This is a genomic window from Microbulbifer salipaludis (assembly GCF_017303155.1).
Lineage (GTDB): Bacteria > Pseudomonadota > Gammaproteobacteria > Pseudomonadales > Cellvibrionaceae > Microbulbifer > Microbulbifer salipaludis.
The window spans coordinates 1,421,197-1,437,378 of the sequence record NZ_JAEKJR010000002.1; the positions used below are offsets into that span (position 1 = coordinate 1,421,197).

General features: G+C 58.1%; 10 protein-coding genes. 7 read left to right on the top strand and 3 right to left on the bottom strand.

The window, feature by feature from the left end; translation table 11 throughout:
* Window positions 1-136: 136 nt before the first annotated feature.
* From ppsA to JF535_RS11675, 6 genes are all read left to right on the top strand, one after another.
* On the top strand, window positions 137-2,500 hold the full coding sequence (gene ppsA, locus JF535_RS11650) for a phosphoenolpyruvate synthase (RefSeq protein WP_207002277.1): 2,364 nt from the start codon (window positions 137-139) through the stop codon (window positions 2,498-2,500).
* Window positions 2,501-3,031: 531 nt separating this feature from the next.
* Entirely contained in the window at window positions 3,032-3,604 is a 573-nt protein-coding gene (locus tag JF535_RS11655) for a L,D-transpeptidase (RefSeq protein WP_242523805.1), read from the top strand.
* Window positions 3,605-3,814: 210 nt separating this feature from the next.
* Window positions 3,815-4,303 (top strand): ribonuclease E activity regulator RraA, encoded by a 489-nt coding sequence (rraA, locus tag JF535_RS11660; RefSeq protein WP_207002279.1) that lies wholly within the window; start codon window positions 3,815-3,817, stop codon window positions 4,301-4,303.
* A 73-nt stretch (window positions 4,304-4,376) separates the two neighbouring features.
* Window positions 4,377-5,147, top strand: a complete 771-nt coding sequence (locus tag JF535_RS16960; RefSeq protein WP_207002281.1) for a DMT family transporter — start codon at window positions 4,377-4,379, stop codon at window positions 5,145-5,147.
* Between the two features lie 124 nt (window positions 5,148-5,271).
* Window positions 5,272-7,524 (top strand): acyl-CoA dehydrogenase, encoded by a 2,253-nt coding sequence (locus JF535_RS11670; protein WP_207002283.1) that lies wholly within the window; start codon window positions 5,272-5,274, stop codon window positions 7,522-7,524.
* Between the two features lie 98 nt (window positions 7,525-7,622).
* Entirely contained in the window at window positions 7,623-9,854 is a 2,232-nt protein-coding gene (locus JF535_RS11675; protein ID WP_207002285.1) for an acetyl-CoA hydrolase/transferase C-terminal domain-containing protein, read from the top strand.
* A gap of 13 nt (window positions 9,855-9,867) precedes the next feature.
* On the opposite strand, the gene pta is transcribed toward JF535_RS11675, so the two are convergent.
* The 3 genes from pta to JF535_RS11690 form a co-directional block, all read right to left on the bottom strand.
* Window positions 9,868-12,006: a phosphate acetyltransferase gene (gene pta / locus JF535_RS11680; RefSeq protein WP_207002287.1), complete on the bottom strand. Its 2,139-nt coding sequence runs from the start codon at window positions 12,004-12,006 to the stop codon at window positions 9,868-9,870.
* Between the two features lie 3 nt (window positions 12,007-12,009).
* Window positions 12,010-13,275: an acetate kinase gene (locus JF535_RS11685; protein WP_340674173.1), complete on the bottom strand. Its 1,266-nt coding sequence runs from the start codon at window positions 13,273-13,275 to the stop codon at window positions 12,010-12,012.
* 164 nt (window positions 13,276-13,439) lie between these two features.
* Window positions 13,440-15,038: an isocitrate lyase gene (locus tag JF535_RS11690; RefSeq protein ID WP_207002290.1), complete on the bottom strand. Its 1,599-nt coding sequence runs from the start codon at window positions 15,036-15,038 to the stop codon at window positions 13,440-13,442.
* 206 nt (window positions 15,039-15,244) lie between these two features.
* Here JF535_RS11690 and JF535_RS11695 point away from each other — a divergent pair, with 206 nt between their 5' ends.
* Window positions 15,245-16,180 carry a LysR family transcriptional regulator gene (locus tag JF535_RS11695; protein ID WP_207002292.1) on the top strand — a complete coding sequence of 312 codons (936 nt, stop codon included), beginning with the start codon at window positions 15,245-15,247 and terminating at the stop codon, window positions 16,178-16,180.
* Window positions 16,181-16,182 lie beyond the last annotated feature (2 nt).

Sequence of the window (16,182 nt, forward strand, 5' to 3'; positions counted from 1 at the left end):
GGCATGGTGGTCATTCCAGGTTTTGTAGAAAAATTACAACAGAAATAGGCCAATTTTGCGTAATTTTGCGGGGTATTATTTACAAAACCCTTCCTTATAATCGTCCGCCACTAATGCAGTTGCAGAGGGCAATCCATTGACCACTTACACTCTCGAATTTTCGAAGCTGGGCATGGCGGACGTCGACAAGGTCGGCGGGAAAAATGCTTCACTGGGGGAAATGATTTCCTCCCTGTCTGGCGTTGGTGTCAGTGTCCCCGGTGGCTTTGCCACGACTGCCGACGCATTCCGTGAATTTCTCGCCAGTGCGGATCTTGATACCCGTATCGCCGATCGCTTGAAAGACCTGGATGTGGACGACGTTACCGCGCTGGCGGCGGCCGGCGAAGAGATCCGTCAGTGGTTGCTGGATGCGCCTTTCCCGAGCCAGCTCGAAGCCGAGATTCGAGCCGGCTACGAGGCGCTCGGTGGCGGTGAGACCGCGGTTGCGGTGCGCTCCTCCGCTACCGCCGAAGACCTCCCCGACGCCTCGTTTGCGGGCCAGCAAGAGACGTTTCTGAATATCCGCGGCATCGACACCGTACTGCAGGCGGTCAAAGAGGTGTTTGCGTCGCTCTACAACGACCGGGCCATTGCCTACCGGGTGCACACCGGCTACGCGGATGTTGGCGTCGCCCTTTCGGCGGGTATCCAGCACATGGTGCGCAGTGAAACCGGCGCGTCCGGGGTAATGTTCACCCTGGACACTGAAAGCGGCTTCCGCGATGTGATTTTTGTGACCGCTGCCTATGGTCTCGGCGAAACCGTGGTGCAGGGTGCGGTCAACCCGGACGAGTTTTATCTGTACAAGCCCGCGCTGGAAGCGGGACGCCCGGCGATTTTGCGCCGCAACCGCGGTAGCAAAGCGATCAAAATGATCTACGACCAGGGCGGCGAATGTGGCCGCTCGGTCAAGACAGTGCCGGTGGCAGAAGAAGACCGCCAGCGCTTTGCGCTGAGTGACGAGGAACTCACCGAGCTCGCCAATCAGGCGCGCAAGATCGAGGCCCATTATCAGCGTCCGATGGACATTGAGTGGGCGAAAGACGGTGATACCGGCGAACTGTTCATCGTCCAGGCGCGTCCGGAAACGGTGCGCTCCCGCGACACTGGTACCAGTATCGAGCGCTACAAGCTGCACGAGCGCAGCGACGTTCTGTGCGAGGGCCGCGCCATCGGTCAGCGTATCGGCGCCGGCAAGGTGCGGGTGCTCGACAGCGTGGAAGACATGGCGAAGATGCAGGACGGTGAGGTCCTGGTCACCGATATGACCGACCCGGACTGGGAGCCGGTGCTGAAAAAAGCCAGTGCGATTGTGACCAATCGCGGCGGACGTACCTGTCACGCGGCGATCATCGCCCGCGAGCTGGGCATTCCGGCAGTGGTTGGCTGTGGTGATGCGACCGAAAAACTTACCACTGGCACCCCGGTTACCGTCACCTGTGCGGAAGGGGATGCCGGATTCGTAATGGCCGGCGAGCTGGATTTCGAGCGTTCTCTCACCGAAGTTCAGGACATGCCGGAGTTGCCGTTCAAGATCATGCTCAACGTCGGCAACCCGGATCGCGCTTTTGCGTTCAGTCATTTGCCGAACCAGGGCGTTGGCCTGGCACGCCTGGAGTTCATTCTGAACCGGATGATCGGTATCCACCCAAAGGCGCTGCTGGAGCTGGATAGCCTGCCGCTGGATCTGCAGCGCACCATCCGCGGCCGCATCGGTGGTTACGCTTCGCCCGAAGATTTTATCGTAGAGAAACTGGTGGAAGGGATTGCGACCCTGGCTGCGGCCTTTGCGCCCAACCGGACCATCGTACGTCTGTCGGACTTCAAGTCGAATGAATACGCACACCTGCTGGGTGGGCAGATGTACGAGCCGAGCGAGGAAAACCCGATGCTCGGGTTCCGCGGCGCGGCGCGTTACCGCTCCAAGGACTTCCGGCAGTGTTTTGCGCTGGAGTGTAAGGCCCTGAAAAAAGTGCGCGATGAAATGGGGCTCACCAATGTAGAAATCATGGTGCCGTTTGTACGCACACCCGACGAAGCCCGCCAGGTGGTTGAGCTGCTGGAGCAGAATGGTCTCAAGCGTGGAGAAAACGGGCTCAAGGTCATTATGATGTGCGAGCTGCCTTCCAACGCGCTGCTGGCCGAGGATTTCCTGCAGTACTTCGACGGATTTTCAATCGGGTCCAATGACCTTACCCAGCTCACACTCGGCCTGGATCGAGACTCGGGTCTGGTGGCGGAGCTGTTTGATGAACGCGATCCAGCGGTGAAAATGCTGCTTTCCCGCGCTATCCAGGCGTGTAAAAAAGCCGGTAAATATGTCGGCATCTGTGGCCAGGGACCATCCGATCACAAAGACTTCGCCCAGTGGCTGATGGATGAGGGTATCGACAGCGTATCCCTGAACCCGGATACTGCGGTGGATACCTGGTTGTACCTGGCGAATCAGGAGGTGTAGCTGCGCCGTTCACGGGCAACTCACAGAAAATTTACACCGGCTACGGCTTGACTCAGAAAAAAGCGACCATTTTGGTCGCTTTTTTTCGTTTGCTAGCAGAAATAACGTTCTATTTTCGAGGGGAATACTGCGAACCCGGTACTGGCGGCCCGGCGTCCACCCCCTTGTGAGCGCGAATGACACACCTTAAGGCGATTGCCAATTTCCATAAAAGGGCGAATACCTCAACTAAATCAATCTAAGCATGCGCCCCCCGGTCAATAGAATCGAACAGACTTCCCGTGTTTGGATCGGTTTCGGGAAGTTTCTGGATTAATCCGGAAAGATAAGCCGTGTTCTCACAAGCTTCCCTATAGGTTTCTGACAATGCGGTTTTGAAAAAAACGGATCTTCGATTGAAGTACTGATTGAGGTACCGCCATGCAACGTCCATTGTCATCCTCTCGAGAAATTCCCACTCACCATTTTCCTGCCACTGCCGATCACCGAAGTTTGGGCCATACGGATATTGGCGCGGGGAGCGCGACTGCAATGCCAACGCATTCCGGGCTCCGGTACTTTATGGCTTCGGTGATGTTATTTGTCGGTGCCCTGGTGGGAAGCCTGTGGCCATCACTTGCTGACGCGCACAATAGTGCCAACTGGTTCGATGACCAGGCTGCCATGAGCTCGTCCGGCGCGCCATCAATTCGAATTAACCTGTCCGAGCAAAAAGCGTATTTCTACAAGGGTGGGCGCCTTGTCGGCGTTTCACTGATCTCTTCGGGCAAGCAGGGTTTTCGTACCAGCCCGGGGAAATTCCGGGTACTGGCTAAACGCCCTAACCACCGCTCGAGCATCTACGGTAGCTATGTAGACCGCAACACGGGTCGTGTGGTGAAAGCGGATGTGGACACCCGCAAGCATCGTCGCCCGGCCGGCACTTACTATCGCGGAGCAAAAATGAATCACTATATTCGTTTTAATGGCGGTATCGGTCTGCACGCCTCTGGGCATGTACCGCGTTATCCCGCATCGCACGGTTGCGTGCGTATGCCGCCGCACATGGCGCGCAAATTTTACCAGTATGCTCGGGTAGGGATGCCGGTACACGTGAGCTATTGAGGTCGCGCGCTCGAATCAGCCTTGAGTTAGGCAAGCCCGCTTGTCCGCAGTTTGCATAGGGGCAAGCCATTTACCGGGTATTATCCATTGGGGTGATACCCGGTATTTTTATGTCTGGGCTGATGTTGGGAACCGCGCTGGTTACCATGTGGATTGGTATACGTTTGCCAATCTTTTTGTTGATCGATTAAAACAAGGCGCAGGAACATTATGACCGATCTCATCATTTCCACCCCCGATCTCTGTGATGAACACCCTGAACTTGTCAGCGTGGTTGAGCCAATGTTTGTGAACTACGGCGGGCGTGAGCAGTTTGGCGGTGAGATAGTCACCATCAAGTGCTTTGAGGATAACTCGCTGGTTCGGGATCTTGTGGCAGAACCCGGGCGCGGCAAAGTGCTGGTGGTCGATGCTGGAGGCTCGATGCGCAGGGCGTGCCTGGGGGATATGCTGGCGGAAAAGGCCACCGCAAACGGCTGGGAAGGCATCCTGATGTACGGGTGCATTCGCGATGTGGATGCGATTTCTGAACTAGAGTTAGGGGTACAGGCGCTGGGAAGCCACCCCATGAAAACCGACAAAAAGGGACTTGGGGAACGCAATGTTGCGGTGACTTTTGGCGGCGTCACCTTTAAACCTGGAGAGTATTTGTACGCTGATAATAACGGCGTGATAGTTTCTCCCCAACCGCTTATGTAAATTGGTAATATCGGAATCTGTTCTTTTCGCGCTGGTCCTGCTGTCTGCGCTTGCTCATGCCGTTTGGAATGCGGTGGTCAAACACAGTAAAGAAGGTTTCCTGCAGCTGGCAATGATCCGCAGCGTAGGCCTGCTGGTGGGGGCGGCGCTCGCCACCCAGCTACCATTGCCCGGCAAGGGCGCCCTGGCGTTTCTGGCCGGAGGTGCCTTCTTCCAATATCTCTATTTTTTCCTGCTGTCGCGCTCCTACCGGGCTCTGGACTATGGCACCGCATACCCCATCGCCCGCGGCGTAACCCCGTTGATGGTGGCAATGGCCGCGCTGCTGTTCCTGGATGAATCCCTTGCGCCACTGCAAATTACCGGCATCCTCCTGGTGACCTGCGGAATCTTTTCTTTGATCATGAAAGAGCTGCGCGTCAGTGGTCCCGGCATCCTCTATTCACTCGGCACCGGCATTGCCATTACCGGCTACACGATTGTTGGCGCCGCCGGCGTGCGCAATGTGGCCAACCCCCTCAGTTATGTGGCCTGGCTTGAAATTCTGTCCGGGGGCGGGGTGATTTTGGCGGTACTGTTGACCCGGCCACTGAAGGGCCTGGCGTTCGCACGTGCCAATTTCATCCGTAGTTCACTGTCCGGCGTACTGGCCACTGGGGGCTTTGGTATCGCCCTTTGGGCAACCTCAATGATGCCAGTGGCCGCGGTTGCGGCCACCCGCGAGGTGAGCATTCTTTTTGCCTCGGTTATTTCTGTCGTTTTACTGAATGAACGATTTTCTTCGCGCAGGATCATTGCCGCATTGATAATTTTCTGTGGCGTTGGCACTCTGGCATTCGCATAAACACAATTTCGACTATCAATTGCCTATAGTTGCTGGCACATCTGTCAATTTTTCAGTCTGGGCTCGTTCTGCCGCGAGCACAGGCATGTTCTTCAGCCAAATTTTCAATGCAAAAGGATAAGTAATGAGTAGCCTGCGCCAGAAGTGGATTACTGCGCCGCTGTTGAAATGGATCAAGAAAGTTTTGCCGCCAATTTCCGATACCGAGCGGGAAGCGATGGAGGCGGGCGAAGTGTGGTGGGATGCCCAGTTACTGTCGGGGAAGCCGGACTGGGACCAGTTGCTCAGCATGGGCGCGCCGGAGCTGACGGAGGCCGAGCAGGCGTTTATTGACGGCCCGGTAGAAGAGCTCTGCCAGATGGTGGACGATTGGAAAGTCTCCTATGAGGATCACGATATTTCCCCGGAGATCTGGGACTTCCTCAAGAAAAAAGGCTTTTTTGGCATCATCATTCCCGAGGAGTTTGGCGGCCTGGGATTCTCACCGTCGGCGCACGCACAGATCGTCACCAAGATTTCCACTCGCAGCACCAGTGTCGGTGTCACGGTTATGGTGCCCAACTCCCTCGGGCCGGGCGAGCTGTTAATGGCGCACGGGACTGACGCGCAAAAGAAACACTACCTGCCCAGACTCGCTGATGGCCGTGACATTCCGTGTTTCGGCCTCACCAGCCCGGAGGCGGGATCGGACGCCGCGGCGATGGTGGACAGCGGCGTAGTCTGCTACCAAGAGTACAAAGGCGAAAAGACCCTGGGCATGCGGGTAAACTGGCACAAACGCTATATCACCCTGGGGCCGGTGGCGACCGTGCTGGGACTGGCGTTCAAGCTCTACGATCCTGAGCATATCCTCGGCGAAGAGGAAGAGCTGGGGATCACCGTGGCGCTGGTGCCTACGGATACCCCCGGGGTCACTATCGGGCAGCGTCACATACCCGCCATGCAGGCGTTTATGAATGGTCCCAACTGGGGTAAAGACGTCTTTATCCCGATGGATTGGATTATCGGTGGTCAGGAAAATATCGGTCATGGCTGGCACATGCTGATGAGCGCGCTTGCCGCCGGTCGTGGTATCTCGTTGCCGTCGCTGTCGACCGGCGGTGCCAAACTGGCCGCACAGACCACCGGTGCCTACGCCCACATTCGCGAACAGTTCGGGATTCCCATCGGCAAGTTCGAAGGTGTGCAGCGTCGCCTGGCCGAAATCGCCGCGATTGCCTATGTGCTCGATTCTGCGCACAAGACCACCACCAGAGCCCTAGATCAGGGGCGCAAGCCAGCGGTCATCTCGGCCATCATGAAGGCACACGCGACCTTTGGGCTCCGTCAGGCCATCAACGATGCCATGGACATTCATGCGGGCAAGGCCATTATTGACGGACCGCTGAACTATCTGGGTAACGTGTATCGTGCAGTACCGGTGGCAATTACCGTGGAAGGCGCCAATATCCTGACCCGCAGCCTGATGATCTTTGGTCAGGGGGCAATCCGCTGCCACCCGTATCTCCTGCAGGTGATGGAAGCGGCCACCAATCCGGATGAAAAGGCCGGGCTCAAGGAGCTCGATGCGATCCTGCCCAAACACTTCTTTTTCCAGGTGAAAACCTTCTGCCGCGCGGTACTGCATGGTTGGACCGGCGGCTTGTTTGCCAGCAGCCCGCGGGGTGTGGGTGATGCCGCGAAATACTATCGACAGATGAACCGCTATTCCGCGGTACTGACTCTGGTAACGGAAATCTCGCTCATGTCGCTCGGTGGCGAACTCAAGCGCAAGGAGATGATATCCGCACGGCTTGGGGATGTGTTGAGCGAGTTGTTCCTGATGAGTGCCACCCTGAAGCGCTTCTATGACGACGGTAGCCCGGCAGAAGATCGCCCACTACTGGAATTTGCGATGCGCGCCGGCTTCCACAATATCGAAGTCAGCCTGATCGAGGTGTTCCATAACTTCCCCATTCGGTTTGTCGGGCAGATCATGCACTTCCTGACCATGCCCTGGGGGCACAGCATCCGCGCGGCCTCAGACCGCCAGGCGCGTGCCTGCGCCAATCTGATCATGGCGCCATCGGAGACTCGGGACCGGCTTACCAAGGGTGTATTCATGGGCAACAGCGGTGACGGTATCGACATTGTTGAGCAGGCTTTCCTGAGTACACACAAAACCGAGGCCATCCGTGAAAAAATGAAGTCGGGTGGTTTGCGCGCACTCAACGATGACACCATCGATGAAGCCCTGGCGAAAAACCTGATTTCAGAAGAGGAAGCAAAGCAGATTCGAGTGACCTACGACCTGGTCAACAAGGCGATCCAGGTGGATCACTTTGAGTCGTTGCCCAATACATCGCTCGAACATGGATCCAGTGAAACGCTCCAATAACCTTCCTGTAGCCCCAGTGACCCGCAGCCTGATAATGCGGTATGTGAAAAGGGAAAACAGGTTCCCGGCGTTTTTTTGAAGCAGGTGGAGTAGGTGCGATGACACAACCGGAAGTGTTCGCCGCTGCGGAGCAGTGCGTGGATGCGGTTCTCGACAGAGTGGGTAAGCGTATTGTGCTTGGCCTGCCGCTGGGCATTGGCAAAGCCAACCAATTCGCCAATGCCCTGTACACGCGCGCCGAACAGGATGAGGAGATTTCCCTCACCATTTACACTGCGCTGACGCTGGAGCGCCCCTCGGGTGGTAGTGAGCTACAGCGGCGATTTGTGCAACCGCTGCTGGATCGCCTGTACAGCGACTACCAGGACCTTGCCTACAACCAGGCGCGGCGCAAGGGCTTACTGCCGAAGAATGTCGAGGTGTGTGAATTCTTCATGCAGCCCGGGAGCTTCCTGTCGAACCCGACCGCCCAGCAAAGTTACGTCAGTGCCAATTACACCCATGTTCCCAGAGACCTGCTGGATCGCGGGGTCAACGTGATTGCGCAAATGGTGTCCCCGGCCGGGGACGACAGCGGGGACCTGAGTTTAAGTTCCAATCCGGATCTCACCCTGCCACTGCTGGCGCAGGCCAGAGAGCGGGATTATTCCCACATCGTCATGGTGGGGGAGGTTAATCCGCGGCTGCCTTTTGTAGGTGGCGATGCGCGCGTGCGAGACAGCCTGTTCGATTTTCTGCTGCGCGGCGAGTCCTGCGAGCGGGAAATTTTCCCGGCGCCCAACCCACCGGTGCGATTGACGGATTACGCCCTGGCTTTTCATATCGCTGGTGTGATCAAGGATGGCGGCACCTTGCAGATTGGCATTGGCGCCCTCGGTGATGCGATCTGCCATGTGCTCAATTTGCGACAGGTGGAAAATGCAGATTACCGGGATATCTTGCAGTCACTGCACGAAGATCGGGACCACCAATTAAGTCAGCTCCCGCTCGAACTGGATCGATTCGAAAAAGGTCTCTACGGCGCAAGCGAGATGGTGCCGGAAGGTTTTCTGCATCTTCGCCGCTCAGGAGTTATGACCCGCGAGGTGTTCGCGGATGCCACTTTGCAGAAACTCCTGAATGAAAATGCGTGTGCACCGGTGGTGACCGAGGAATTGCTGTTGGCACTGCGTGACGCTGGGCGGATCCAGTGCCCCCTGACAGAAGCGGATACCGGTTTCCTGCAGCGCGCCGGTATTGTCGACCCCAGTTACAGCTGGCGCGGCCACCGCTTTCTCGACAAGCACGGGGAATTGGAAGAGTGCGATCTCCATAGCCGTGCCGGCCGCCAGAAACTGCTCGGCAGTCAGGAGGGTAAAAAACTGCCCGGCGGCACCTGGCTGCACGGTGGTTTTTATCTGGGTTCCAGCGCGATGTATGAAGCCCTGCGACAGATGCCTGAGTCGGAAATGGCCGGCATCAACATGACGGCGATTGACTATATCAATGAGCTGCAGAAAGGCCGCGCACTCAAAATCGCTCAGCGGCAGTACGCCAGATTTGTTAACTCGGCCATGATGGTGACCCTCAATGGTGCCGTCGTTTCCGATGGCCTTGAAGACGCACAGGTGGTCAGTGGTGTAGGAGGGCAGTATAACTTTGTTGCCCAGGCACACGAGCTGCCGGGCGCTCGCTCCGTTATTGCGGTGGCGAGCACACGGCACACCGGTGGACGGGTGCGCAGCAACATCGTGTGGCAATACCCCCATTGCACCATCCCCCGTCACCTGCGGGACATGGTGGTTACCGAGTATGGCATTGCCGATCTGCGCGGCAAGACGGATCGGGATGTGATCGTGGCCATGCTATGTATTGCAGACTCACGCTTCCAGGCGGAGTTACTGGACAAAGCCAAGTCGGCTGGCAAGGTGGAGTCCGATTACACAATCCCCGAGGCGTTTTGCAACAACACTCCCGAACGCATTCACGCGGTATTCGCCCAGGGGCACCGCCGGCGGCTGTTACCCTATTATCCGTTAGGTACCGATCTCACCCGGGAGGAGGCACAGCTGGCGGTGGCATTGAAGGCGGTGAAGGAAGAGGGGCGCAAAATCTGGGAGCTGTGGCCGATTTTGCGCAAGGGCCTGATGGCCTGTAAAAGCAGCGCACCGGAATACCGTGACGTGCACGCCTGTCTGGAGCGTATGGCCTTCGGTACCAGTGATACGTTTGAGCACCGACTGGAAGCGTATGTGGTCGCCGGTGCCCTTGTGCGGTTTGTGGACACGAATCGTCCACTGGGCGAAGTTGCTGATGCCCGAGGTATTCGTGCAAACCTGCCCGAGGCGTGACCACGAGCAACGACTATTGCAACTGACTCGCCTGGATCGCGGTTAACGCAATGGTGTAGACGATGTCGTCCACCAGCGCCCCCCGTGACAGGTCGTTCACCGGTTTGCGCATCCCCTGCAGCATCGGCCCGATGCTGATCAAATCTGCACTGCGTTGTACGGCCTTGTAGGTGGTATTGCCGGTGTTCAGGTCGGGAAAAATAAACACCGTGGCACGCCCGGCAACCGGGCTACCCGGAGCTTTTTTCTCGGCGACATTCTCCATGATGGCCGCGTCGTATTGCAGTGGCCCATCGATGATTAGGTCGGGGCGTTTTTGCTGGGCAATTCGGGTGGCCTCTCGCACCTTCTCGACATCCGAGCCGGTTCCAGATCGGCCTGTGGAATAGCTGATCATCGCGACCCGCGGTTCGATTCCGAAGGCCGCCGCTGAATCCGCCGACTGAATGGCGATGTCGGCCAGCTCTTCAGCGTTGGGGTCCGGGTTGATGGCGCAGTCACCGTACACCAGAACCTGGTCCGGCAGCAGCATGAAAAATACCGATGACACCAGGCTGGCACCCGGTGCCGTCTTGATCAGCTGCAGGGCAGGGCGAATGGTATTGGCGGTGGTGTGTACCGCCCCGGAAACCAGTCCATCCACTTCGTCTTCGGCCAGCATCATGGTGCCGAGCACCACATTGTCCTGTAACTGCTCTTTGGCGACGATTTCGGTGAGCCCCTTGTTTTTTCGCAGCTGAACCATCGGCTCCACGTATTTGTTACGCGCGGTTTTGGGGTCAATGATTTCCACCTTGTCTCCGAGCGACAGGCCCTGTTGCTCGGCCACCCGATGAATTTCCTTTGGGTCTCCGAGTAGCACTGGCCGCGCAATACCGCGCTCTGCACAGACGAGGGCGGCCTTCACGGTGCGGGGTTCGTCACCTTCCGGTAGCACGATACGCTTGTTGGCGCGGCGCGCGAGCTCGGTGAGGTGAAAGCGAAAGGCGGGGGGCGACAGTCGTTTGGGGCGATTCGATTCACTGCCAAGGGATTCGACCCAGTGGTTGTCCAGATGGCCGGCAATGAAGTCCTGTACTTTTTCAATGCGGTCCAGATCGTCGCTTGGCGTTTCCGTATTGAAGGTCTGCAGCTGCAGTGCGGTTTGCCAGGTATTGGTGTTGACCAGCACCACCGGCAAACCTGTTTCCATTGCCGGTGCGCAGAGTTTGCGCACCAAGGGTTCGATGTTGAAGCCTCCGGTCAACAGCAGGCAGCCGATCTTTACCCCATTCATGGCGGCGAGACAGGCGGCGACAATCACATCAGGGCGGTCGCCGGAGGTGACCAGCATGGCCCCGGGCTCGAACCGGTAAATCATATTGCCGAGGGAGCGTGAACAGAAGGTGACACTGTGCAGTCGTCGTGAATCCAGCTCGCCATAATTGATGATCTCCGCCTGAAAATGATCCGCCAGATCCTTCGCCCGGGGCGCGACGAGTTCGGCATTCCAGGGAATACAGCCGATAATCGGCAGCGGGCTCTTTCCAAACAGAGCAAGAATTTCAAGGTTGCCGCGGCGCACGCCGGGGCCTTCGAAGACTCCGGTAATATCAGCCCCGGGCGCATCGGGTACCTGTGAAGGTGCCCCGACTTTGTTGACGATACAGCCCACCACGCGCCCGGATCGCGCACCGCCAAAGGTGGCCATGGCGACTTCCAGGCGGTCTTTCAGTTGCTGGGTGGAATCCAGGTCGGGACACACCACCAGCACAATCTCCGCATCCAGCGTCTTGGCGATCTGCAGGTTGAGCTGACTGGCGAACTGGTTCTCGGCATTCGGCACCAGTCCTTCCACGATGGCGACATCCGCCTTGCTCGCGGCCTCCTGAAAGCGTGCGAGGATTTCTTCCAGCAGGTCCGGCAGGTCGCCGCGCCCGATCAGGGATTCGGCGTGCAGCATGGTGAAGGATTCCGGTACTTTGAGGCTGGCCGCGCGGCGCAGGATTTCATTGCTGCGATCGCGGTTTTTTTCGTGCTTTACCGTCTCCGAGATGGGCTTGTAAAAACTGACGCTCACCCCGTCGCGCTCCAGTGCCCGCAGGGTGCCGAGGCTGACCGAGGTAATGCCGACACCGGCGCTGATGGGTACAAGCATGATGGTCCGCGACATCGCTTACTCCCTCGTGCTCGGATCGTGGTTCGGCGTAGTGGGTGGCACCAGTGCCGCCGCGTCCCGTGCGATGACCCATTCTTCATTGGTCGGGATCACCAGGGTCACGGCGGATTGGGCGCTGGAGATCGGGCCTTCGGTGCCGAAGCGGGTTGCCGTGTTCTTTGCAGGGTCTACCCCATAGCCGAGCCCCTGTAGCTGCCGCAGAACACTTTCCCGCACCAGCGCGGAGTTTTCGCCAATGCCGCCGGTGAATACCAGCGCATCGACTTGTGGCAATACCGCGTGATAGCTGCCGATGTACTTGGCCAGCCGATAGCAGAAAATATGCAGTGCCAGCCGCGCGCCCTCGTGGCCATCCGCGGCCGCCTGCTCCAGTGCGCGGCAGTCGTTGCTGAGCCCCGAAATTCCCAGCAGGCCACTTTTCTTGTTGAGCAGGTCGTTGATCTGCTTCAGCCCGTAGTCCATGCGGCTTCCCAGATGCATCAACAGGCCCGGATCAACGTCACCGCTGCGTGTACCCATCACCAGCCCTTCGAGCGGCGTCAAGCCCATACTGGTGTCCACGCTGCGCCCATTGTGCACGGCGGTAATCGAGGCGCCGTTCCCCAGGTGGGCGGAAATAATGTTGACCTCGTTCACCGCCAGGTTGAGCAGGCTTGCGGCGCGTTCGGTTACGAAGCGGTGGCTGGTCCCGTGCATCCCGTAGCGGCGAATACCATGATCCTGATACAGGGCATAGGGGAGCGCGTAGATGTAGGCATGCCGCGGCATGGACTGGTGGAACGCGGTATCAAACACGGCCACCTGCGGAAGTGTCGGAAAAGCAGCCCTGGCCGCTTCGATGCCGGCAAGATGGGCCGGGTTATGTAGCGGCGCGAGGGCAATACAGTCGTGGATAGACTGGATCACTGCATCGTCTACCAACACCGAATGAGAAAACTTTTCTCCGCCATGTACCACCCGGTGCCCGATGGCAATCAGCTGGTCGCGCAATACAGATTGCCCACTGAGGATTTCCTCAACCAGAACACGAATGGCCTCGGTGTGGCGGGCCGCTTTTGGCAGTGGTTTGGTGTGTCGCTCGCCATTTTGTTTCCAGCTGACCCGGGGTTCATCTTCGCCCAGGGCTTCACCCAGACCACTCAGGGCCACGGTGCCATCATGGGGATCCAACACCGCAAACTTCAGCGATGAGCTACCGCAGTTCAGCACAAGGACTTGGCAGGTGGATGACATAAGCAGGCCGATTTGTTGCAGGCTTGCCATAAGCCTAGTTCAGATTGGCGCCACAGCGAACAGGTCGCGGAATGAGATGGGGAAGACTGAAATGCCCGGTCGGCGGGATGGCTCGGGGCCGGAAATAAAAAAGGGCCGCATAATGCGGCCCAAGATGAGTGAAGCGATTTCTCAGGGACACTCGTTGAAAGGGATCAGCCAAACTGGTTCATGGTGTTGTCTTTACCGGCGGCTTTCAGAGCGGCTTCGCCAGCGAAGTACTCTTTATGGTCGTCGCCCATGTCGGAGCCCGCCATGTTCTGGTGCTTCACGCAGGCGATACCCTGACGGATTTCTTTGCGCTGTACACCTTCCACGTAACCCAGCATGCCTTTCTCACCGAAGTACTCTTTGGCCAGGTTGTCGGTAGACAGGGCCGCAGTGTGGTACGTGGGCAGAGTGATGAGGTGGTGGAAGATACCGGCCTCGCGGGCAGCGTCTGCCTGGAAGGTACGGATCTTGTCGTCCGCGGCCTTGGACAGCTCGGTGTCGTCGTACTCGGCGCTCATCAGGTTGTCGCGGTCGTAGGCGGATACGTCTTTGCCTTCCTCCTTCCAGGCATCGAATACCTGCTGACGGAAGTTCAGGGTCCAGTTGAAAGACGGGCTGTTGTTGTACACCAGCTTGGCGTCCGGTACCTGCTTGCGGATCTCGTCCATCATGGCGCCGATCTGGCGAACATGAGGCTTTTCGGTTTCGATCCAGATCAGGTCTGCACCGTTTTGCAGGGAGGTCACGCTGTCCAGAATGCAGCGGGCTTCGCCGGTGCCTTTCTTGAACTGGAACAGGTTGGATGCCAGGCGTTTCGGGCGCAGCAGCTTGCCGTTGCGGTTGATGATGACGTCACCGTTGGCCAGGTCGCCCGGCGCCACTTCTTCACAGTCGAGGAACGAGTTGTACTGGTCGCCCAGATCACCGGGTTCTTTGGTCACGGCGATCTGCTTGGTCAGGCCAGCGCCAAGGGAGTCGGTACGGGCCACGATCACACCGTTGTCCACACCCAGCTCGAGGAAGGCGTAGCGCACAGCGCGGATCTTCGCCAGGAAGTCTTCGTGCGGCACTGTTACCTTACCGTCCTGGTGGCCGCACTGCTTCTCGTCGGAAACCTGGTTTTCGATCTGGATACAGCAGGCACCCGCTTCGATCATTTTCTTCGCCAGCAGGTAGGTGGCTTCTGCGTTACCGAAACCGGCATCGATATCGGCGATGATCGGCACCACGTGGGTCACATGGTTGTCGATTTTGTTTTGCACGGCCTTGGCCGCCACTTCGTCACCGGCTTCGCGCGCTGCGTCCAGTTCGCGGAACAGGCCGCCCAGTTCGCGGGCATCGGCCTGACGCAGGAAGGTGTACAGCTCCTCGATCAGTGCGGCAACGGAGGTCTTTTCATGCATGGACTGGTCGGGCAGGGGGCCGAACTCACTGCGCAGGGCGGCAACCATCCAGCCAGAAAGGTAGAGGTAGCGACGGTCGGTTTTGCCTTCGAAATGCTTCTTGATGGAAATCATCTTCTGCTGGCCGATAAAGCCGTGCCAGCAACCCAGGGACTGGGTGTATTTTGAGGTGTCCTGGTCGTAGGCCGCCATGTCCTTGCGCATGATATCGGCGGTGTACTTGGCGATGTCCAGGCCGTTCTTGAATTTGTTTTGCAGGCGCATGCGTGCCACAGATTCCGGGTTGATGGCATCCCAGGCGCTGCCGTTCTTGTCACAGAGCTTCGCTGCCGCTTCGATTTCTTTAGAGTAATTGGACATGGCTATGTTTCCTCAATTTTCCTCGAATTTCTTCGGAAAGGTGACTGCGGTTAGGTTGTGCGTATCGTAGGAGTGCTGGCATAATTTGGCTAATTTATTGTCATGATTTCCGCTATACAAATTGTGAATGTGGCTGCGAGGCCCGGAAATCGTGACCTGCCATCAACCTGAAACCGGCGCTACTGTGCCGGTTGAGAGCCTGACGCATGAATCTCGAAAGAGCCGATCTGAACCTGCTGGTGTATCTGGATGTACTCCTCCGCGAGCGTAATGTGACCCGCGCCGCCAACCAGCTGGGGCTGTCCCAGCCGGCCATGAGTAATGGCCTGAAACGCCTGCGCGAGCTGTTTGGCGACCCGTTACTGGTGCGCACCCGGGAGGGCATGATGCCCACCGAGCGTGCACTGGAGCTGCAGCCCATGGTGCGGGAAGCCCTCGCTGCGATTGACCAGGTGATCCAGCCCAACCGGGACTTCGCGCCGGCGGATGCCCGCCGCACCTTCCGTATCATGGCCAGTGACTACGCAGAATCCACACTCATTCCGCCGCTGCTGAAGCAATTACGCGTCAGTGCTCCTGGTATCAGTCTAGACATCATGACGCCCAGTGACGTGAGCTTTGTGGATGTGGAGCAGGGCAAGGTGGACATGGTGATCAACCGGTTTGACTCCATGCCGCAGAGCTTTCACCAGGCGACCATTTGGAGTGACACCTTCTCCTGCGTCATGCGTGCGGATAACCCCATCCTGCAGGACTACAATCTGGACAGTTATCTGGCCGCACAGCATATCTGGGTGAGTAAAACCGGGATGGGCGTCGGTGTCGGGGTCAACCCGGAGGACGTACAGCGCCTGGGCTGGGTGGATGAGGCCATCGGGCGTCTGGGTCAGAAGCGGGATATTTCCGTGTTTACCCGCCATTACCAGGTGGCCATGCTGCTCGCAGAACAAAGTGACCTGATCGTTACCGTGCCCACACGCCTCGCGCAGCTCGCCACCAGCAACCCGCGTGTGGCACTGCGGGAGCCACCGCTGCGCATTCCACCGCTGGAGCTGAAGATGGCCTGGAGCCCCCTGTTACAGCAGAGTGCTCCCCACCGGTGGATGCGCCGTCTGATCCTGGATGTCGGCCGCCAGCTCTGATT